This is a genomic window from Bradyrhizobium sp. 137, from assembly GCF_023074095.1.
Lineage (GTDB): Bacteria > Pseudomonadota > Alphaproteobacteria > Rhizobiales > Xanthobacteraceae > Bradyrhizobium.
In genome coordinates this window covers 1-19,487 of sequence record NZ_JADPKU010000006.1, presented here as the reverse complement: position 1 = coordinate 19,487, position 19,487 = coordinate 1, and the positions used below count along the sequence as shown (strand labels likewise).

Here is a 19,487-nt window from a genome sequence, read left to right as displayed (position 1 = left end):
CTCGGTAGGTTGTGCGAAGTCAGTGAGCTTCCGCGGGGGTAAACCTTGCAGCATGCCCGGCCATCAGCCGCTCCAACGGCTGCTTGCCAAACGTCAGAAACAGAATTGGGGTCACGACGGTATCGAGGATCGTGGCGCTGAGCAGGCCGCCAAAGATCGTCACGGCCACGGGGTGCAGGATCTCCCGGCCCGGCTCGTCCGCGCCGATCAAGAGCGGCGTAAGCGCCAATCCGGCACAAAGCGCCGTCATCAGAACGGGGCTGAGACGCTCCATGCTACCGCGAACGACCAGCCCGATTCCGAAACGCTCGCCCTCGTGAATGGCGAGATTGATGTAATGGGAGATCTTCAGGATCCCGTTGCGCGCTGAGATGCCGGCAAGCGTGATGAAGCCGATCATCGACGCCACCGACAGCGGCTGGCCGGAGATCTTCAGCGCGCCGACGCTGCCGATCAGGGCGAGCGGTATGCCGCCCATGATGATCAGCGATAGCGCGGTTGATCGGTAACGGCCGTAGAGGACGATGAAGATCAGCGTCAGGGACGCCAGCGACAGAATGCCGATGCGCCACGACGCCTCCTGCTGGGCCTGAAAGGCGCCCTCAAGGTTGGTCGTGTAGCCTTGCGGAAATTCAAGTTCCCGAATCGCCTTCTGAATGTCGGCAGCGATATCGGCGATGTCGCGGCGTCCGTCCCCATTGCCATAGACAACGATCCTGCGCTGGGTCCCCTCGCGCTGAATCTGGTTCGGCCCGTCTGTCTCGACGACTTCAGCCAAAGCGCTGAGCGGAACGAATTCCAAGCCGGTCGGAATAAGCAGGTTTTGCAGGCCTGTTGTCGACCGGTCTTGCTCAGAAAGGCGCATGATGACGTCGAAGCGGCGATTGCCGTCGACGATCTGAGAGACCTTCCGGCCGTTGGACAGCGCGTCGAGTGCCTGGGTGATCGCGGCCGGCGTCAGGCCATGAAGTGCGGCGCGGGCATGGTCGACCTGAACCCGCACCTGCGGAATAAGCACCTGCTTTTCGACCTGGAGATCGACCAGACCGGGAATCGTCGATAGACGTTGGCGCACCGTTTCGGACAGGCGGCGCAACATCTCGATGTCGTGCCCAAAGATCTTGAGCACGATCTGGGCACGAATACCCGACTGGAGATGATCCAGGCGATGGCTGATCGGCTGTCCGATGGCAACTGACGCCGGCAGTGCGGATAGAGCTTCCCTGATGCTCGTATAGATGTCCGCCTTTTGGCGCTTGGACGGAACGAGATCGACATCGATCTCGCTGAAGTGCACGCCTTCGGCGTGCTCATCGAGCTCGGCGCGGCCGGTGCGGCGTCCGACCGATTTCACCTCGGGCACCTTTGCGAGCAACTGTTCCGCCAGCAGTCCAAGACGGTTCGATTCCGCGAGCGAAATGCCTGGATTGTACTGCAGCGACAGCACCAGCGTCCCTTCGTTGAAGGGTGGAAGAAAACTGCGAGGCATCTGGCTCGCGGCGTAGCCTGCCACCATGACCGCCGCCGCGACGGAGCTCAGCACGAGACCCCGCCGCTCGAAAGCCCAACCCAGCACCCGCCGATTGGCCTGCTTCAGCTTGGTGACGATCAGGCTCTCGCGGTCACCCGAACGCGCTCGTTTCGAAAGCAGATAGTAGGACAGAACAGGCGTCACCGTGATCGACGTCAGCAGCGAAGCGAGGATCGAGACCACATAGGCCACGCCAAGCGGCGTGAACAGCCGCCCTTCGATGCCCGGAAGGGCGAATAGCGGCACAAAGACGAGAACGATGATCATCGTTGCATAGACGATGCCGGAACGAACCTCCTGGCTCGCCCCGGAGATCACGTCCAGAACAGGACGCGGCGTGCTCGACGCGGCGTTCTCCCGCAAGCGCCGCAAAATGTTTTCGACGTCCACCACGGCATCGTCGACCAGTTCGCCGATCGCGATGGCGAGGCCGCCAAGGGTCATCGTGTTGATCGTGAGGCCGAAGGCGCGGAACACCAGGACTGTCACAAGGATCGATATCGGAATGGCCGTCAGCGAAACCAACGCGGCCCGTCCGTTCATCAGGAACACGAACAGGACCACGGCGACGACGATGGCGGCTTCGGCCAGAACGTGCTCGACATTGCTTATCGATGTCTCGATGAACGTGGCCTGACGGAATTGCATGTTAGTCACGTTAATTCCCGAACGTATGGTGCGCTGCAGCTCCTTCAGCCCGGCTTCGATATTGCGCGTCAATGCCACGGTATCAGCAGCCGGCTGCTTCATGACGCTGATGATGACGGCGGGCTTGCCATTGTACCCGGCGTCGCCCCGCTTGGTGCGCGCCGCGAAATCGACGGCGGCGACCTGCTTCAGCAGGATCGGCTGCTGGTCGCGGCTCGCAACGACGGTGTTGCCGAGGTCCTCGAGACGCCTGGTGAGCCCGACATTGCGGATCAGATATTCGCGGCCATGCTGGTCAACGAAGCCGCCGCCGCTGTTGGTGCCGAACTTGGCGACCGCCTGCTCGATCTGGTCGTGGGTGATGCTGAGTGCCTGCATGGTGGCAACGTTCGGCGTCACGCGGTATTGCCGGACCTCGCCGCCGATGGGTATCACCTGGGCGACGCCGGGAATGGCGAGGAGTTGCGGCCTGACGACGAAGTCGGCGATCTCGCGCACTTCCATGGGCGAACCTGTGCCATCGCTCGTCAACGCGAATAGCATGATCTCGCCCATGATCGATGTCACCGGCCCCATCTGGGGATTGACCGAAGAGGGCAATTGTTCGCGGATCAGCGCCAGCCGCTCCGAGACGAATTGCCGGGCGCGGTAGACGTCGATGCCCCAATCGAATTCGACGTAAACGACCGACAGACCGACGCCCGAGACCGAGCGTACCCGGATCACGCCGGGCATGCCGTTCATTGACGTCTCGATCGGAAACGTCACCAGTTGCTCGACCTCCTGGGGCGCCAGTCCCTCCGCCTCGGTCAGGATGTTGACGGTCGGGCGGTTGATATCCGGCAAGACGTCGACGGAGACGCTCGGCAGGACGACCAGCCCGTAGCCAACCAGCACGGCGGCTACTGCCAGAACGAACAGGCGATTGCGCAAACTTGTTTGCACGATGAGCTTGAACATGAGCGGTCTACCGGATCTGATTGATGAGGTCGGTGCCGCGAATGACAATGCGCTCGCCCTCCTTGACGCCGGCCGCCACTATCACGCGGGCCGCGTCGACCGGCAGCACGCGAACGGGTTTCGGCTCGAAGCGCTCGGGCCCGGCATGCAGCCAGACGATGTTCTCACCATTGCCGCTGCGAACGACCGCATTGCGCGGAAAGATCAGGCCGGCGACAGGGGCGCCGCTCTGGATCATCACGTTCAGCGGCTGGCCGATGTTGAGGCCCGTTGGCGGATCCGGCATCGCAAACTGAACCACGGTGGCATGCTGGCGCAGTGCCCGGCTCGTTCCGACGAAGGTCAGCGCAATCTGCTGCCCGTTCGGGGCCATCGCCGTTGCAGCTTCAGGCTGCTTCAATCCTATGTCATCATAGGCCAATGCTTCGACCCAGAGGCTGCTTGGGTCCGCGATCTGGAACAGGACGTCCTGCGGTTGAATGACTTGGCCGGGCACGACCTTGGCGGACGTGATGACGCCGTCGGTCGATGCCCGCAGCTCCTCGAACCCGGTGCGGGAATTTCGGACGGTTTCGCGGCGCGCCCGCAGGCCCTCCAATTCACTTTCCAGGTCGTTGACCTGCCCATGCGGCACCGCGCCGCGTTCGGCCAGCGGCCGCAGACGCCGCAGCTTGTTTTCCGTGACTGCCATCAACTGTTCGATCTCGCCCACCTTTTCGAGGATCGTCGTGCGGTCTGCGACCGGCAGATGCGGCTCGATCTGGATGAGCAGATCGCCCTTGCGAACGGTTTGGCCAATGCGAGGTATGCCGCCATCGATCGGAACGACGCGGCCCCCGTAGACGCTCTGCACGATGCTGCTGCGGTTGGGGTCGGCCATGACGCGGCCGATCAGCGTAACCGCGGGATGAATTGTCTGCAGCTCGGCTGCAGCGGTCCGGACATCAAGCAACCGCTGCGTCGGCTTGGCCGCGAAGACGGTGCCGTCTTGCAGGCGCCGCGGGGCATCGCTCAGTGCGGGAGCATCCGGCGGATTTGGTTGCGTTGCGTTCGTCCGCCCCTCGCCGAACATGATGGCGGCGAGAACGGCGAACACCGCTGCCATCACGGCGGAAATGGAGGCGGCCATGCTGCGGCCGCGTCGCCTCCAATAGGCGAAGAGAAGGCCGAGGCCCAAGGCAACTAGCGCGGAGGCAGCGATGGCGGTTCGGCTTGAGAAAAGCCAGCCATGCTCGTGCTTCTGTTCTGGTAGCCGGGCATCGCCGGCACGCGTCGGTATGAACGAGTCGACCAGCAGATCATTCCCCTTGCCGGCGCTGATTGAGAAGATGACTTCAACCGATCCAGCCGGCGTGCCGTTCGGGATCGCGGCGGTGTAGACTCCGTCCTCCTGGCTTGAAGCCTCGATCGGGGCGGAATCCCCGATCGTGACTTGCAGGGCAGCGTCCGAAACCGGGTCGTTCGAAACTGCATGATCAAGGAAGACCGAAAGCTTGCCGTCTTTTAGGATGCCGACGATCTCATAAAGCTCGGAGCGCGCGGCAACCCTTGGATAGGCTGAGGACACAAACGTCGGCTTGTCGGCATCGCTGTGATCGTGGCCTTCATGGGCAACGGTTCCGGACAGACCAAAGATCAGGCTCGCCAGCCAGATAAATCCGGCCAGCCCAAAGATTGCGAGCCGCCCTTTCGGGCAGCGCTGATTCATAAACATGGAAAATTCCCTCAGACATGCGAAAAGGCGGCGGCCGTAGGGCCGCCTGGGCTACGCGATGCTGAAGGTACTTGGTGGCCGGATGAGTGCCTCGGGGCTTACCCCGACGATGGCTCGCGCAAGCGGCAATTCGATAGCGCCGAGCACTTCGAAAGAGCCGAGCACGTGAATGAACTGCGGTGAAGCGATCGAGGTACCAAACATGTCCCAAGCCACGCTTGGAGCGCCATCGTCGTCGTGATCCGGTCCATCATGTACGTGGCCTTCGGCGTCGTCGCCAGCGTGGGAATGCACGTGCCCTGCCAACTGATCGTGAAAATGCAAGGAACCGCTGAGCGTGACGGCAGGCATCGGCATAGCGCCAACAGCCGCCTTCACCTGCGAGACCGAAATCAGGGACACCTGAAGCACAAAGGCCCATATCGCCACGAACATGGCCGTTCTGGCGAGTGGACGAAGATGTTGGACAAGACCGTGCTGCACGGCAAAGAACTAGGTCATCCCAGCGGCGATTTCAACGACGTTCGCAGCAGCATCGAACGGGAACTTGACTGAAGGTCGCCCACAATAGCGTGTCCGTTCTCAGCTGCGGGTCGACGGCTATGTTGCCACGGGGACGGCTCAGGACTGCTTCAGGAAACAGGTATCCAACACCTATATGTCCGCGCCCTACGCTCGCCGCATCAGCTTGAGCGAGGCGGCAAGGCGCAGGCTGCGCTTGCCGGCGAGCGCGATGCCTTCGAGCTCGCCGCTGTCTTCCGTGCAGGTCCCGGAGAAGCCGATCCCCACCTCCAGGCCGCCAAACACGGGATTGTCGTCTTTCGCCGGCGTATGCTCCTGGTTCAGCATCTCGCCCTTCCAGCGGCCATGCGCCGGAGGAGTAGGAGCCGAGATAGTAGAAGAACGCATCGCCTCCGAGGATACGCCCGTCCATCAGCAGCATCACGCCGGAGAGGCCAGCCTCGACGCCGTCGAGCGCGCGAAGGTGAATGGAGTACAGCCCGTTGATGATACCGCCGGGACCGACGGTGCCGCGGGGCGGCAGCGCCTCATCATCGAGCGGCGCGAGGTTGGCCCAGAACACGCTGCCCGGCATCGGATCGGCCTTGCCCTCGAACAGGATCGTCGATCCCTCCGTCCTGCCGTGGACCTTGATCGTGGCGACATCAGCGCCCATCAGCGGCTTGTAGTTGGGATCGTCGTTGTGGCGCTCGGTGATGACATTGGCTTCGATCGCGCCATCCCTGACGTCATAGGTCCCAAGATGCGCAAAGGCGGAATTGCCGCCCAGCAGCTTGCCGTCATGCATGCACATGATGCTGCGGCCGAAGGCACCGTTGATGCCGTATTCAACCTTGTAGAGCCCGTTGAGCAACGTCTTGAACCTAAAATCCGGAAAAGATTTGCGGGCTAGCTAGCATCGTCGCCGCATCGAAGTCATCGGCTTTTCCGCGCAGCCCCGTCCGCGACCGACCGCCGTTATGATGCCATTATGCACCTGTTTTGCTCGACGGGTCAAACCAATTTCGCTTAATCCGTAATACGTGCGATTTCAATCCCTTGGCTACTGTGCATGGGGTTGTTTTCGCATGTTTTGTCTTGCCGGCTCCTGGACGGCATTCGCCGGCCTTCAATGCCGCTTGAAGTACTGCACCTCGCGCTCGTGCTTCTCGGCCGCCGCGCGGCTCTTGAACGTGCCGAGATTACGCCGCTTGCCGGTCTTCGGGTTCACCTTGCGCGAATAGAGGCGATATTCACCGGATGCCAGTTTGCGGATCATGGTTGCATCTCCCAGTCTGCCCATGGCAACGACCGGCGCATGGTCAAGTTCCCGGGCGCCCGGCTGTCTCGAGACCACCTATCACGACGCCCGCAACGATCTCGCCGACAACTTGAAGCGAGCCGAGCCCCCTAGTCACATCGCTGTCACCAGAGCGCTAGAACCACCTCTCGCGAAGAGAGAGGCGAATTAGAAGCACAGTGTGGTGACGAGCTTGCCCTGCTTGTCCTTGATCGCATAGGGACAGCGCAGCCGTTCCAGCGCCTTCTTGGCGTCATCGTCGCCGAGGGCTGCGGCGCGTTCGTAATAGGCCTTTGCGGCGTCCTTGTCCTTCGGCCCGCCGCGGCCTTCCTGGGCGAAGGCGCCCATTCGCTCCAGCGCGCCGGGATGATTTTGCGCGGCTGCCTTCTCGAACAGTGCGCGCGCAGCGACGTCGTCCCTCTCCCCGCCATTGCCGCTCGCCAGCATCAGACCGAGCTGGTACTGCGCCTCCGCATTGGTTTCGGCGGCCTTGCCCAGCAGCGCGCGCGCCTGCGCGGGATCGGCGGGCGCGCCGCCACTTGCGCTACCGAGCGCGGCGAGATTGCTGACGCCGCGGGGATTGCCGGCCTGCGCCGCCTTCTCGAACAGTTTTCGCGCTTGTGCTTCGTCCTTCGCGATCCCAGAGCCTGTCCCCTAGGCGACGCCGAGTTCGACCATCGCCGCGCTCGATCCCTTGTCGGCGGCCTTGCGCCAGGCAATGATCGCCTCGCTCGTCTGCCCGTTGGCCGCATAGGCGCGGCCGAGCGCGAACATGGCGCGGCGCGAGGAGGATGCGGCCTGCTTGCAGAACTTGATGGCCGTCCTGACGTCGGAGGAAGCGATCTCCGTCACGCCCTTCACGTCGGCCGGCTTGTCGGGATCACTGGGATCGGCCGCCACCCGGTCGCACAGCACGAGATCGGCCGACTGCGCCTGTGCCGCCAGCGGCACGGCGAGCGTCAGGAGAGTTGCGAGGAGATAAGCGCGCATGACCATTACGTTGCGTCCCCGCCCTGGCACATTCAAGGCTCGAGTCCCGATTGGCGGAGGACAGGAACGGCCTCCGGCGATGCCAGATAGCGCAGCAGCCTATCGGCAGCTTCGGCATGTGTCGCATTCGCCATGCGGCCGGCGGAGAACACCGCCGGCGTCTGCAAATCATGCGGGATCGGACCGACCACCTCGATGCCGCCGACCTGCTTCAGTTCGCTGATCTGCTGCACGGCGAGATCGGCCTCGCCATTGACGAGCCGCTCCGCCGTAAAGCCCTGCTGCACGATAATGGCTTTGGCGTTGATCTCCGGCGCGATGCCCAGCTGCTGGATCAACTGCGCAAAGTAGATTCCGCTGGCGCCAAGCCGCGAATAGGCGACGCACTGCGCGGCAAGCAGCGTCTTGCGCAGCGCGGCTTCGGTCGCGATATCGGGATGCCTCTGTCCTGCCCGGACGGCGATGCCGACATAGGAACGCGCGAGGTCAGCCGCGCTATCGGCGACCACGCGGCCCTCAGCGATCACTGCGTCGAGCCCCTCGCGGGTGAGGATGACGAGATCGGCGGCCTCGCCGTCGCGGAGCCGCTTCAGCAGCGCCTGGGTCGGCGCGAAATCGGCGTCGATGCGGACGCCCGTCGCAGTCTCATACGCAGACGACAGGCTGCGCATCGCGCCCATCAGGCCGAGCGTCGAGAGCATGCGAACGAAATTGTCCATGTGCTTATCCCGTGGCGCTCAGGCGCGGTGCATCAGCTTGAGCGCGGCGGTCAGGCGCAGGCTGCGCTTGCCGGCGAGCGCCGTGGCCTCCAGCACCGCCTCTTCCGCATGGTAGCGGCCGGAGAAACCGATGCCGACTTCGTGGCCGCCGAAGATCGGATCGTCCTTGGCCTGCGTGTGCTCCTGATTGAGGATCTGGCCCTTCCAGCGGCCGTTCGCGGCGGTGTAGCTGCCGAGATAATAGAACGCCGCATCGCCACCGAGGATGCGGCCCTGGTTGAGTAGCATCACGCCGGTGAGGCCGCCATCGAGACCGTCGAGCATGCGCAGATGAATCGAATAGAGACCATCAGTGATGCCGGCTTCGCCGACACCGCCAGCGACCGGCACCTCGTCTGCGGTGATCGGCGTCATGACCGACTGGAAGGGTACGCCTGGGAGCTCTTTCAGCTCGCCCTTGAAGCGATAGAGATTGCCGTCGGCCCAGCCCTTCGCGATCAGGGTCGCATCGTCGGTGCCGGCCATGGCGCGATAGTTCGGATCGGGGTTGTGGCGGACGGTCTTGATGACGACGTCGACGCCGCCATCAGTCTTGTCGTAGGTGCCGATATGGGCGAAGGCCGAATTGCCGCCCAGCATCTTGCCATTGCCGGCATGCATCACGCTCCGGCCGACCGCGTCGCCGAGCTGAAATCTCACCTTGTAGAAGCCTTCAAACACCAGCCGTGTCCCCGGCCCTGCGCATCCGGGCGCACTCTCCCGCATTCCAACGCAATCGACAAGCTTGACGCAGGAAGCGGCGGGCAGGCCACAGGAACAGCTGTCATCAGAATGCAGAAATCCGCCGGAGCCCTGCAGCTCCGGCGGATTTGAGACCAACCCGGGTCAGCCCCCAGCCCTGGGGCGGAACGATCTTACGCCGCGGCCTTCTTGCCGGTCGGCACGGATGAGATCGTCTTCAGGATCTGCGAAGCGATCTGGTAGGGGTCGCCTTGCGAATTCGGACGACGGTCTTCCAGATAGCCCTTGTAGCCGTTGTTGACGAAGGAGTGCGGAACGCGGATCGAGGCGCCGCGGTCGGCCACGCCGTAGCTGAACTTGTTCCAGGGCGCGGTCTCGTGCTTGCCGGTGAGACGCTTGTCGTTGTCCGGGCCGTAGACGGCGATGTGGTCCATCAGGTTCTTCTCGAACGCCGCCATCAGCGCTTCGAAATACTCCTTGCCGCCGACTTCGCGCATATAGGCGGTCGAGAAGTTGGCGTGCATGCCCGAGCCATTCCAGTCGGTGTCGCCGAGCGGCTTGCAGTGGAACTCGATGTCGATGCCGTACTTCTCGGTCAGACGCAGCATCAGGTAGCGGGCCATCCACATCTGGTCGGCAGCGGTCTTGGAGCCCTTGCCGAAGATCTGGAATTCCCACTGCCCCTTGGCGACTTCCGCGTTGATGCCTTCATGGTTGATTCCGGCAGCGAGGCAGAGGTCGAGATGCTCTTCGACGATCTTGCGGGCGACGTCGCCCACGTTCGAGTAGCCGACGCCGGTGTAATACGGACCCTGCGGGGCCGGATAGCCCGAGGACGGGAAGCCGAGCGGACGACCGTCCTTGTAGAAGAAGTACTCCTGCTCGAAGCCGAACCAGGCGCCGGGATCGTCGAGGATGGTGGCGCGCTTGTTCGACGGATGGGGGGTCTTGCCATCGGGCATCATGACTTCGCACATCACGAGCACGCCGTTGGTGCGCGCGGCGTCCGGGAAGACGGCGACCGGCTTCAGCACGCAATCGGAGCTATGACCTTCGGCCTGCTGGGTCGAGGAGCCATCGAAGCCCCAGAGCGGAAGCTGCTCGAGCGTCGGGAACGACGCGAATTCCTTGATCTGAGTTTTGCCGCGCAAATTCGGAGTCGGCGTATATCCGTCGAGCCAGATGTACTCGAGCTTGTACTTGGTCATTGAGCCTCTCTGTAGATGATGCGAAAGGTTGGGGGCCCTGGGGTCCCCGCACGTTTGTACCCGGCCACCATCGGCCGGCCCCCTACAAGCATTTTACGTGCCAAAAGGCTGCACTGCGGGAGGTTTTCCAGCGCGGTCGGCATCGGCCCGGAGCTGACCGGACAGCCCCAACAATATGCGTCATAGCCGCGCACCTTAGCGTGAAGCTGCACCGCAAAAATCCCGCCAAAAGCGCCCGATTCTGAAGCAGGCGCGACAATGCTGAACGCCGCCGATGAAACGCGCATCAATGCCCAGCAACTTTCGTAAAGTCCTAGAGCACTGCCTAGCAACCTTTGGAATAGCCCAGCCGTTGGTCAGCGAGCCCGTGCCTTAGGAGATGCAACAGAGCATCTGCCTACAAATTGGGCGGCAACTGATTTCCTTTTCAGCACTTTCCAATTCGGAGCGCGCCGCCGATATGGAGATTTCAGTAACCACAATCGAACGAGTCGGGCGCACCATGGAGGCCAAGGCGCTTTGACCAAGGAGAAATCGCAATGATGAACAATGGTCTAAGTCACGGAACTGCGAAGATCTACCAATTCCCTGCCGGGGGCCGCGCAGCTCTTGGGGGACGCCGCTATGGCGAGACCCGTCTTCCCGCCGATCATGCTTCGCCCCCCTCCAACGTCTCGATCTGCAGCGACAGCTGGTATCACCAGGACGCGGTGGACGAAGCCAAGCCGAAATGGGATCGCTGATGATACCGTCGCGCTCCCGCAAACGCCGGCGGCAGTTCAAAAATGGGTCGAAGCCACGGTGTTTCGGCCCTTTTTGATTCCTGCAGATACAATGCCGTTCAGATCACCGCGCAGGCGTGAGCGGCCGCTTCAGATGTTGATCGTGGTGGCCCGGTCCTGCCGATCGCCAGCGTGATCCCAGCTTCGAATAGCGGGCGCCCGAGACCGTCATAGAGTCAGATGATGAACTGCGTACCATCGGTACAGCGATAGGTCTGCGCATCGGCCGGCCGGGTGTCGAAACTTCCGGCCGACAGCATGGTGATGGCCAAAACAATGGCCTTGTGCCGACCCATGATCGCCCTCTGTAATGGACGTTAAGGACGCCGCAGCGCGCCCGGTGGAACCATAACCCAAGCTGATCTCATGTCCGACTCCCCTGCCCGCCACCTCGCCCTGCAAGGCGCCAGCAATTTTCGCGATCTCGGCGGCTATCCGACCACCGACGGCCGCATCACGCGCTGGCGGCAGATCTTCCGCTCCAACCATCTCGGCCACCTCACCGCAGCCGACATCGAGATCGTCCGAGCGCTGGGGGTGCAAAGCGCCTTCGATTTCCGTGGGCTGGAGGAGCGCGCCGGCGGCGTCTGCATCGTGAACGAAATCACCGTGCACTCACTGCCGATCGAGCCGACCGTCGTCGCTGCGCTGCGCGCCGAGCTCGCTCGGGGCACGCTGACGGCACCGGTCGCGCTGGAGATCATGCGCGAATCCTATCGCAACTACGTTCGCCACAACACGCACAGCTTTCGCAACCTGTTCGGCCATCTCCTGGAAGATCGCGCGCCGCTCGTGATCCACTGCACGGCGGGCAAGGACCGCACCGGGTTTGCGAGCGCGCTGATCCTGCATGCCCTCGGTGTACCCGATGACGTCATTGCCGAGGACTACCTGCTCACCAATCAGCACTACAAGCGCGATGCGACAGCTGCGATCGATCTGCCAGAGGACGTACGCAATGCCATCGGCAGCGTCGAAGCCTCTTACCTTGCTGCGGCGTTCGAAGCCGTCGGACAGGAATATGGCGATATCGAAACCTATTTACGCGACGGGCTCAAGCTCGGCGCGGCCGAACGGACTGCACTGAAGGCGCGTTATCTGCAATCGTAGGCGGCGTGCCGGGAGATCGATGATGCAAGGCAAGGTTCTGATCGTGACCGGCGCGCGCGGCGTGCTCGGCAAGGTCGTTGCGGAGATTGCGCAGTCGCGCGGCGCGCGCACAGCCCGCATCGATCACGCGGCTTCACAAGGCTCCGCAACGCCTGAAAGCATCGAGATCGGCGGCGTCGACCTGTCCGACGCGACGCAGGCGAAGACGGCGATCGAGGCGGCGGCAAAGCACTTCGGCAAGCTCGATGCGCTGATCAACATCGCCGGCGGCTTCGCCTTCGAAACCGTCGGCGACGGCGATGTTGCGACCTGGCAACGCATGCATGCGCTGAATGTCCTGACCGCGCTCAACACCTCGCGCGCGGCGCTGCCGCATCTCGCCGCCTCCAAGGCCGGCCGCATCGTCAACATCGGCGCGATGGGCGCGCTCCAGGCAGGCTCCGGCATGGGCCCCTATGCGGCCTCGAAAGCAGGCGTGCATCGCCTCACCGAGGCACTCGCCAACGAGTTGAAAGGCAAGGTCACCGTGAATGCGGTGCTGCCGTCGATCATCGACACCAAGTCCAACCGTGCCGACATGCCGAAAGCCGACTTCTCCAAATGGGTGACGCCGCAGGAGCTCGCCGAAGTTATCCTGTTTCTCGCCAGCGATGCCGCGAGCGGCGTCACCGGCGCGCTGATTCCGGTGGGTGGGCGGGTGTAGGCGGATCGCGTTCCGAGTCTCTGCCAGACGGCAATGATTCAATCGGAGCCGAGAAGGCTCTAAACTGCCTGCACTGATTCTCCGATCGGACGTCACACACGGAACTTGTCTTTGGAAACCGCGCTCTATCTGCCCGTCAAACGCTTCCTCGAAGAGCTCGGCTTCACCGTGAAGGGGGAGATCGGCGGCTGCGATCTCGTGGGCCTCAGCGCCGGCGATCCACCTGTCGTGGTCATCGGCGAGCTCAAGCTCGCCTTCAATCTCGAGCTGATCCTTCAAGCGGTCGACCGCGCGCCGGCCGGCGACGAGATCTGGATCGCCGCCAGAATGTCGGCCCGCGGCAAAGGGCGTGAGAGCGATGCGCGCTATCGCAATCTGTGCCGCCGGCTCGGCTTCGGCATGCTCGGGGTCACCGATCGCGGCCAGGTCGAGGTGCTGGTGAAGCCGCCGACGGCGGCGCCGCGCCGCGAGCCGAAGATTCGCTCGCGGCTCGTCGCAGAACATCAGCGCCGGCAGGGCGATCCCGTGCTCGGCGGCAGCACTCGTGCCCCGATCATGACGGCCTACCGGCAGCAGGCGCTGGCCTGCGCCTCCGCCCTCGCCGAAGGCCCCCGGCGAGTGAGCGAGTTGCGCGAACGCTGTCCCGATGCCGGCAAGATCTTGCTTAACAATGTGTATGGCTGGTTCGCACGTGCTGAACGGGGAATCTACGGGCTCACCGAAGCGGGGCACGCGGCACTGAAACGCTGGCCACAGCAAGGGATTGAACTCGGTGCAGGTGTCGCGTCACCGCCCTGACACCCGACCGGTGCATAGCTGAGATGCCACACCGATTCCATATTGCAATGCAACATTAGCGGCACTAGGTATCCCGGCATCAAACGAGGCCGTTATGAGCGCAGACTGGAATACCAAATATGGCACGCGGCGCGTGCGTCACGATCCGCCCACCCTGGACGAGGCGATCTTCGCCGCCGTCGGCATCACCGACGACCAGGAGCAGCAGGCCGAGATCGCAGCAGCGCTGATGGGCATGCCGCTCGATGTCGTGCAGGCCGAGGTCAAGAAGCAGGCCCGCACCAACAGCCGCATCACCGCAACCCGCGTGATCGCCGGCGAACAGGGCGCGCAACGCTCCGTGGTGGTCGAGCGCCGCGTCGTCCGCCGTTTCGGCAACGACAAGCGCACCGGCACCTGAGCGCTCATTTCGTTGCCCAGACTACGAAAGCGGACCGGCCCTGCCGGTCCGCTTTCTGTCTTATGCGGCGCGACTGCCGTAGATGCTGGAGATGATCTTCCAGCAGGTCGAGTTGAAGCTGAGCAAGGCCCGGCCGGCTGTGAAGGGCGAAGCCGCGAGATCGGCAAGCTCGGCCTCGGTTGTCTTGGTGAGGTCGATCGTCCCGGTCGATTCGCCGTGGCGGAAAGCCAGATGCGCACCGAACTTCCTGGCGAGCGCCCGCATGGCGTGGTTCTCGGCGCCGGTGGTGATGCGCAGGCGCTTATAGCCCTTCCAGCGCGCTTCCGCGATCAGACGGCGGAACAGTACGGTGCCGACGCCCTGGCGGCGAGCGGAAGCCTCCACGCTGAAGGCGACCTCAGGCAGCGAATCATCCTCCGGCGGATGCAGCTCGGCCGCACCGCGGACCATGCCATCGACAATGTAGGCGACGATCACAGTGCCGTCATCGGCGCAGCGGGCGGCATAACGCTCGATGAAGCTGTCGTCGAGAAAACCGTTGAAACGGTCGTGCCGGCTTGCGGGATCCAGTCTCAGCAGATGGTCGCGCAGGAGCGGCAATTCTTCCTGCTGGATCAAGGTCCGTACATAGCCCGGAGCGGTGCGGACGGTCTCTTCAAGTACCACGTCAAAACTCCTCTTGGTGTCCCTCGAGGAGGCGTTCGAATCCCTAGGCCGCCTATATTGTGCATCGCAACAAGCTTTTCAAGATGCGAGCGTGCCCAAGTAAGTGGCACCGGACGCGACCATTTCGTTAACAAAATCAAGGACCCTCATTCATACGAGGATGAGCTGCGTCTGGGTCACAATGGCCACAAGCTTGCCGTCCTCGGTTTCCAGCCGGGTGGTCCAGACCTGGGTCCGCCGGCCTCGGTGGACCGGGGTGGCGGTCGCGATCACCGTGGTTCCCTCTTTGGCCCCACCGATGAAGTTGGTCTTGCTTTCCAGCGTCGTGGTGCCTTTGGCGTCGTCCGGCAGGTTGATCACGGTCGCAGCCGCACCGACGGAATCCGCCAGCGCCATCACCGCGCCGCCATGGATGGTGTGATGAAGCGTGCAGAGGTCGGGCCTGACCGTCATCCGCGCCACCACGCGGTCCTTCTCGGCCTCGACGAACTCGACGCCTTTGAGCTCGGCGAACGGCATCTTCATGACTTTAAGTTTCTCGAGCGGCGTCATCGGATCTCCTTCCAATTCCTTGTTGTCTCAACGTGAATTGCTTCGTGCGGCAAAGCAATGACATCCAAGGTAATGGGCGGGCTGACATCGGCGCCGACATTGTGCATAGGCTGCTCGCATGCGCCACTTCCCCCCGCACCGCATCGTCTGCCTGACCGAGGAGACGGTCGAAACACTCTACCTGCTCGGCGAGCAGGACCGCATCGTCGGCGTCTCCGGATATGCCGTGCGCCCGCCCCAGGTGCGACGGGAGAAGCCACGGGTGTCGGCGTTCGTCTCGGCCGACATCCCAAAGATCCTGGCGCTGGAGCCAGAGCTGGTGCTGGCCTTCTCCGATCTGCAGGCCGGCATCGTCGCAGATCTCGTCCGGGCCGGTGTCAACGTCCACGTCTTCAACCAGCGTGACGTCGCCGGAATCTTGGCGATGGTCCGCACGCTTGGTGCGCTTGTCGGTGCGGCCGAGCGCGCGGAGAACCTCGCGCAAGGTTTTGAGCGACGCCTCGCCGCGATCGCGGCAACGCCCCGGCCCTCGGTCCGGCCAAGAGTCTATTTCGAGGAGTGGGACGATCCGCTGATCTCGGGCATCGGTTGGGTCTCCGAGTTGATCGAAATCGCCGGCGGCGGGGATGTGTTCCCGGAGTTGCGATCGCGGCAGGCGGCGAAGGACCGCATCGTGTCGGCGGAGATGGTGCGCGAGGCAGCGCCCGATGTGATCCTCGCGTCGTGGTGCGGCAAGAAGGTTGTCCCTGCCCGTATCCGCACGCGCGAAGGCTGGGGTGAGATTCCGGCGGTGCGCAACAGCCGCATCGTGGAAATCAAGTCGCCGATCATCTTGCAGCCGGGACCGGCAGCGCTGACGGATGGGCTCGATGCGGTCGTGATGGCATTGTGGGGGACGTGATCCCTCCGCCGTCATTGCGAGCGAAGCGAAGCAATCCAGGCTGCCTCTGTGGAGGGATTCTGGATTGCTTCGTCGCACGGGCCTCTCGCAATGACGCCTGTGGAGGCGTCTTTCCTCACGTCACCGCATTGACGACCTGATACTCCGGCCGGCGCCACACCTCGCCTACGATCACCTCCTCGATGATCTCGGCGGCTCCGACGATCTCATCCTCACCGATATAAAGCGGCGTGATCCCGAACCTCATGATCTCAGGCGCGCGGAAATCACCGATGACGCCGCGGGCAATCAGCGCCTGCATGGCGGCGTAGCCGCCGTCGAAGGCAAAGGAGACTTGCGAGCCGCGGCGCTCATGCGCGCGCGGGGTCACCAGCTTCAGAGACGGGCAGCGACGCTCGACTTCGGCGATCAGGAGATCACCGAGCGCCAACGAACGCGCACGGACCTCACGGATGTCGATCCGATCCCAGATGTCGAGTGAGGCCTCCAGCGCCGCCATCGCCAGCACTGGCGGCGTTCCGACACGCATGCGCTCGACGCCGCCGGCCGCCGCATAGGCAAGCTCGAACGCAAACGGTTTGGCATGGCCCATCCATCCCGACAGAGCGGCGCGGGCATTGTCGGCGTGGCGCGGCGCAACGTAGAGAAAGGCCGGCGCACCGGGGCCGGCGTTGAGATATTTGTAAGTGCAGCCCGCAGCAAAATCGGCGCCGCAGCCGGAGAGATCGACGGGCAGCGCGCCGGCGGAATGGGCGAGATCCCAGACGGTGACGATGCCGAGCGCACGCGCTTTCGCGGTGAGCTTCGCCATGTCATGGCGGCGGCCGGTGCGGTAGTCGACCTCGGTGACATAGAGGACCACGACCTCCTCGGACAGCGCGGCCTCGATCTCTTCCGGCGCCACCAGACGCAATCGATGGCCGCGCCCAAGCGTTTCGATCAGGCCCTCGGCCATGTAGAGGTCGGTCGGGAAATTGCCGGTGTCCGACAGGATTACCTTGCGCGACGCGTTCATATCGAGCGCAGCCGCGAGTGCCTGGTAGACCTTGAGCGAGAGCGTGTCTCCGACCATCACGGAGCCGGCTTCGGCGCCGATCAGTCGCGCAATGCGATCGCCGACATGACGCGGTTGGGCATACCAGCCTGCGGTGTTCCAGGCACGGATCAGCTCATTGCCCCATTCGGCCGTGATGACGCGATTGACGCGCTCGGCAACGCCGAGCGGCAGCGCGCCGAGCGAATTGCCGTCGAGATAGATCACACCGTCGGGCAGATGGAACAAAGCCTTGGTGTCGTCGTAGACGCGTAGCTTGGTCATGGCCATTTCTACAAAATCGTACGCACGCGCCAGAGCTCGGGGAATAGCTCGATCTCCAGCATCCGTTTGAGATAGCTGACGCCGCCGGTACCACCTGTGCCGCGCTTGAAGCCGATCACGCGCTCGACCGTTGTCACGTGGTTGAAGCGCCAGCGGCGGAAATAGTCCTCGAAATCGACCAGCTTCTCGGCGAGCTCATAGAGCGTCCAGTGCGTCTCCGGCGCTTCGTAGACGATACGCCAGGCCTGGAGCACGCCTTCGTTGAAACTGTGGGTTTCGCGGACGTCGCGGGCCAGCACGGCCGCAGGCATCTTGAGCCCGTTGCGGTCAACAAGCCGCAGCACCTGGTCATATAGGCTTGGGGTCGCGAGCTCGGCTTCGAGCAGCTTCGTCGTCTCCGCATCGTGCGCGTGCGGCTTGAGCATGGCGTGGTTGCGGTTGCCGAGCAAGAATTCGATCAGCCTGTATTGTCGCGACTGGAAGCCCGAGGACTGCCCGAGCTGCGAGCGGAAGCGCGTATACTCGCTCGGCGTCATCGTCCGCAACACGTCCCAGGCGCCATTGAGCTGCTCGAAGATGCGCGACACCCGCGCCAGCATCTTCATCGCGGGCTGCACCTCGTCCCTGGCGATGGCGCGGCGGGCGGCGCTGAGCTCGTGGATGGCAAGGCGCATCCACAGCTCCGTGGTCTGATGCTGGATGATGAACAGCATCTCGTCATGCGCTTCCGAGAGCGGATGCTGCGCGCCGAGAATCGCGTCCAGCGCCAGGTAGTCGCCGTAGGACATGCGCCGGGCGAAATCCGTCTCGGCGCCTTCGCTTGCAGGATCGTAATCGCTGGACGTCATGATAGGTCCTCTCGATCCATCTTCCCTCGCCTCGTCAGTCGAGGCCGATCAGACGCGCGGTGATCGGCGACGACGGATCCTTAAGCCCGTCGATCACGGTAAAATGGTTGAGCCCGGGATCGATGACGAGGTGCGTCGGCACGTCGAAACCGGTCCAGACGTTGGCCATCAGGTCGGATTGGCGGATGAATTCAGGGCGCTCGTTGCCGCCGACCCAGGCCGTCACAGGCGACTGCCCCCGCGGCAGATGCAGCGCCGCGCTCTCGAGCGTCGCCTCCTGCATGGTCATGCGCAGGGTCTCGTTCATCCTTGTCTTCAAGAGCGGCCGCAGATCGTGCAGGCCGCTGATCGAGAGCGTGCCGGCAATACGGTCGTAGACGGCGGGCTCGAGCCGGCTGTCGTCGCACAGCATGCGCGTGACCAGATGGCCGCCGGCGGAATGGCCGGCGAGCCGGATCGGCCCTGCCACCAGCGAGGCCGCCTTAGCGACCGCGGCGGTGATCTCGGCAGTGATGTCGGAGATGCGCGCGGCCGGTGTCAGCGTGTAGCTCGGCAGCGCCACGGCCCAGCCATGATGCCTTGCGCCTTCGGCAAGATCGGTCCAGGCTGACTTGTCGAAGCGCATCCAGTAGCCGCCATGCACGAACACGACGAGGCCCTTGCTGTCGCCCTCGGGCAGGATCAGGTCGAGGCGCTGCCGCTCACCGGCGCCGTAGGCGACGTCGGGACGAAAATCCCTCAACCCCGCACGGTAAGCCGCCGCCCGCTCCGCCCACAGTGCCGGCATTTTGTCCGCGCCGGGGATACGGGCCGAATTGGCATAAGCATCATCCCAATCGCGCATCGTGATTTCCTCGGCGGACTTAAGGCCTCTGCGACGGAGGCCAGTCTGCCACTGGCAGGGCCGCCATCCTAGTCTTTGTTTTAAGCTTAAAGGATTGATCCGCGCCTGTGCCTCGGACAGCGGATCGCACCGGCAAGGTATGTCCTTTGCCCTGAGAGCCTGACCGAAAAAGGGTGAGCGGTTTTGGCCGGCTTGTGATTCCTTCGGATTTGCAAAGATTCGAGGGAGGACACCATGCCGTGGACCAAAACCG

The 19,487-nt window shown here is 63.4% G+C and carries 18 protein-coding genes and 2 pseudogenes; 6 read left to right on the top strand and 14 right to left on the bottom strand.

What is annotated here, in order from left to right; translation table 11 throughout:
• Nucleotides 1-19 precede the first annotated feature (19 nt).
• From IVA78_RS01550 to IVA78_RS01510, 9 genes and pseudogenes are all read right to left on the bottom strand, one after another.
• The gene (locus IVA78_RS01550) at nt 20-3,139 is read right to left on the bottom strand and encodes an efflux RND transporter permease subunit (RefSeq protein WP_247281542.1); all 3,120 of its coding nucleotides are present in this window, start codon (nt 3,137-3,139) and stop codon (nt 20-22) included.
• A gap of 7 nt (nt 3,140-3,146) precedes the next feature.
• Nucleotides 3,147-4,211, bottom strand: coding sequence for an efflux RND transporter periplasmic adaptor subunit (locus IVA78_RS01545; RefSeq protein WP_247463847.1), 1,065 nt, complete (start codon nt 4,209-4,211; stop codon nt 3,147-3,149).
• Between the two features lie 693 nt (nt 4,212-4,904).
• Nucleotides 4,905-5,288 (bottom strand): hypothetical protein, encoded by a 384-nt coding sequence (locus IVA78_RS01540; protein WP_247281544.1) that lies wholly within the window; start codon nt 5,286-5,288, stop codon nt 4,905-4,907.
• Between the two features lie 234 nt (nt 5,289-5,522).
• Nucleotides 5,523-6,228: pseudogene (locus tag IVA78_RS01535) on the bottom strand (GrlR family regulatory protein).
• A 255-nt stretch (nt 6,229-6,483) separates the two neighbouring features.
• Nucleotides 6,484-6,633 carry a hypothetical protein gene (locus IVA78_RS01530; protein ID WP_007609497.1) on the bottom strand — a complete coding sequence of 50 codons (150 nt, stop codon included), beginning with the start codon at nt 6,631-6,633 and terminating at the stop codon, nt 6,484-6,486.
• 189 nt (nt 6,634-6,822) lie between these two features.
• Nucleotides 6,823-7,644: pseudogene (locus IVA78_RS01525) on the bottom strand (tetratricopeptide repeat protein).
• A 32-nt stretch (nt 7,645-7,676) separates the two neighbouring features.
• Nucleotides 7,677-8,363, bottom strand: a complete 687-nt coding sequence (locus IVA78_RS01520; protein ID WP_247281546.1) for a substrate-binding domain-containing protein — start codon at nt 8,361-8,363, stop codon at nt 7,677-7,679.
• Between the two features lie 18 nt (nt 8,364-8,381).
• The gene (locus IVA78_RS01515) at nt 8,382-9,083 is read right to left on the bottom strand and encodes a GrlR family regulatory protein (protein WP_247281547.1); all 702 of its coding nucleotides are present in this window, start codon (nt 9,081-9,083) and stop codon (nt 8,382-8,384) included.
• A 194-nt stretch (nt 9,084-9,277) separates the two neighbouring features.
• Nucleotides 9,278-10,312, bottom strand: a complete 1,035-nt coding sequence (locus IVA78_RS01510) for a glutamine synthetase beta-grasp domain-containing protein (protein WP_247281548.1) — start codon at nt 10,310-10,312, stop codon at nt 9,278-9,280.
• Nucleotides 10,313-10,851: 539 nt separating this feature from the next.
• On the opposite strand from IVA78_RS01510, the gene IVA78_RS01505 reads away from it, so the two are divergent.
• The 5 genes from IVA78_RS01505 to IVA78_RS01485 all read left to right on the top strand — a co-directional run bounded on the left by IVA78_RS01505 (nt 10,852) and on the right by IVA78_RS01485 (nt 14,105).
• The gene (locus tag IVA78_RS01505; protein WP_247449327.1) at nt 10,852-11,055 is read left to right on the top strand and encodes a DUF2735 domain-containing protein; all 204 of its coding nucleotides are present in this window, start codon (nt 10,852-10,854) and stop codon (nt 11,053-11,055) included.
• A 405-nt stretch (nt 11,056-11,460) separates the two neighbouring features.
• Complete coding sequence (locus tag IVA78_RS01500; protein ID WP_247281550.1) at nt 11,461-12,204, top strand: tyrosine-protein phosphatase; 744 nt, start codon at nt 11,461-11,463, stop codon at nt 12,202-12,204.
• A 22-nt stretch (nt 12,205-12,226) separates the two neighbouring features.
• Entirely contained in the window at nt 12,227-12,907 is a 681-nt protein-coding gene (locus IVA78_RS01495; protein WP_247281684.1) for an SDR family oxidoreductase, read from the top strand.
• 111 nt (nt 12,908-13,018) lie between these two features.
• Nucleotides 13,019-13,705: a DUF2161 family putative PD-(D/E)XK-type phosphodiesterase gene (locus IVA78_RS01490; protein WP_247281551.1), complete on the top strand. Its 687-nt coding sequence runs from the start codon at nt 13,019-13,021 to the stop codon at nt 13,703-13,705.
• A gap of 94 nt (nt 13,706-13,799) precedes the next feature.
• The gene (locus IVA78_RS01485) at nt 13,800-14,105 is read left to right on the top strand and encodes a hypothetical protein (RefSeq protein ID WP_015686575.1); all 306 of its coding nucleotides are present in this window, start codon (nt 13,800-13,802) and stop codon (nt 14,103-14,105) included.
• 60 nt (nt 14,106-14,165) lie between these two features.
• Here IVA78_RS01485 and IVA78_RS01480 read toward each other — a convergent pair whose 3' ends face one another.
• On the bottom strand, nt 14,166-14,771 hold the full coding sequence (locus IVA78_RS01480) for a GNAT family N-acetyltransferase (RefSeq protein ID WP_247281552.1): 606 nt from the start codon (nt 14,769-14,771) through the stop codon (nt 14,166-14,168).
• Nucleotides 14,772-14,921: 150 nt separating this feature from the next.
• Nucleotides 14,922-15,323 (bottom strand): PaaI family thioesterase, encoded by a 402-nt coding sequence (locus IVA78_RS01475; protein ID WP_247281553.1) that lies wholly within the window; start codon nt 15,321-15,323, stop codon nt 14,922-14,924.
• A 118-nt stretch (nt 15,324-15,441) separates the two neighbouring features.
• Here IVA78_RS01475 and IVA78_RS01470 point away from each other — a divergent pair, with 118 nt between their 5' ends.
• A complete protein-coding gene (locus tag IVA78_RS01470) occupies nt 15,442-16,224 on the top strand; it encodes a cobalamin-binding protein (RefSeq protein WP_247419915.1) in 783 nt (260 codons plus the stop codon).
• Nucleotides 16,225-16,339: 115 nt separating this feature from the next.
• Here IVA78_RS01470 and kynU read toward each other — a convergent pair whose 3' ends face one another.
• From kynU to IVA78_RS01455, 3 genes are read right to left on the bottom strand one after another with little or no spacing between them, the layout of a single operon-like run.
• The gene (gene kynU, locus IVA78_RS01465; protein WP_247419917.1) at nt 16,340-17,542 is read right to left on the bottom strand and encodes a kynureninase; all 1,203 of its coding nucleotides are present in this window, start codon (nt 17,540-17,542) and stop codon (nt 16,340-16,342) included.
• An 8-nt stretch (nt 17,543-17,550) separates the two neighbouring features.
• On the bottom strand, nt 17,551-18,390 hold the full coding sequence (kynA, locus tag IVA78_RS01460) for a tryptophan 2,3-dioxygenase (RefSeq protein ID WP_247281555.1): 840 nt from the start codon (nt 18,388-18,390) through the stop codon (nt 17,551-17,553).
• A gap of 34 nt (nt 18,391-18,424) precedes the next feature.
• Nucleotides 18,425-19,234, bottom strand: a complete 810-nt coding sequence (locus IVA78_RS01455; RefSeq protein WP_247281556.1) for an alpha/beta hydrolase — start codon at nt 19,232-19,234, stop codon at nt 18,425-18,427.
• Nucleotides 19,235-19,487: the final 253 nt, after the last annotated feature.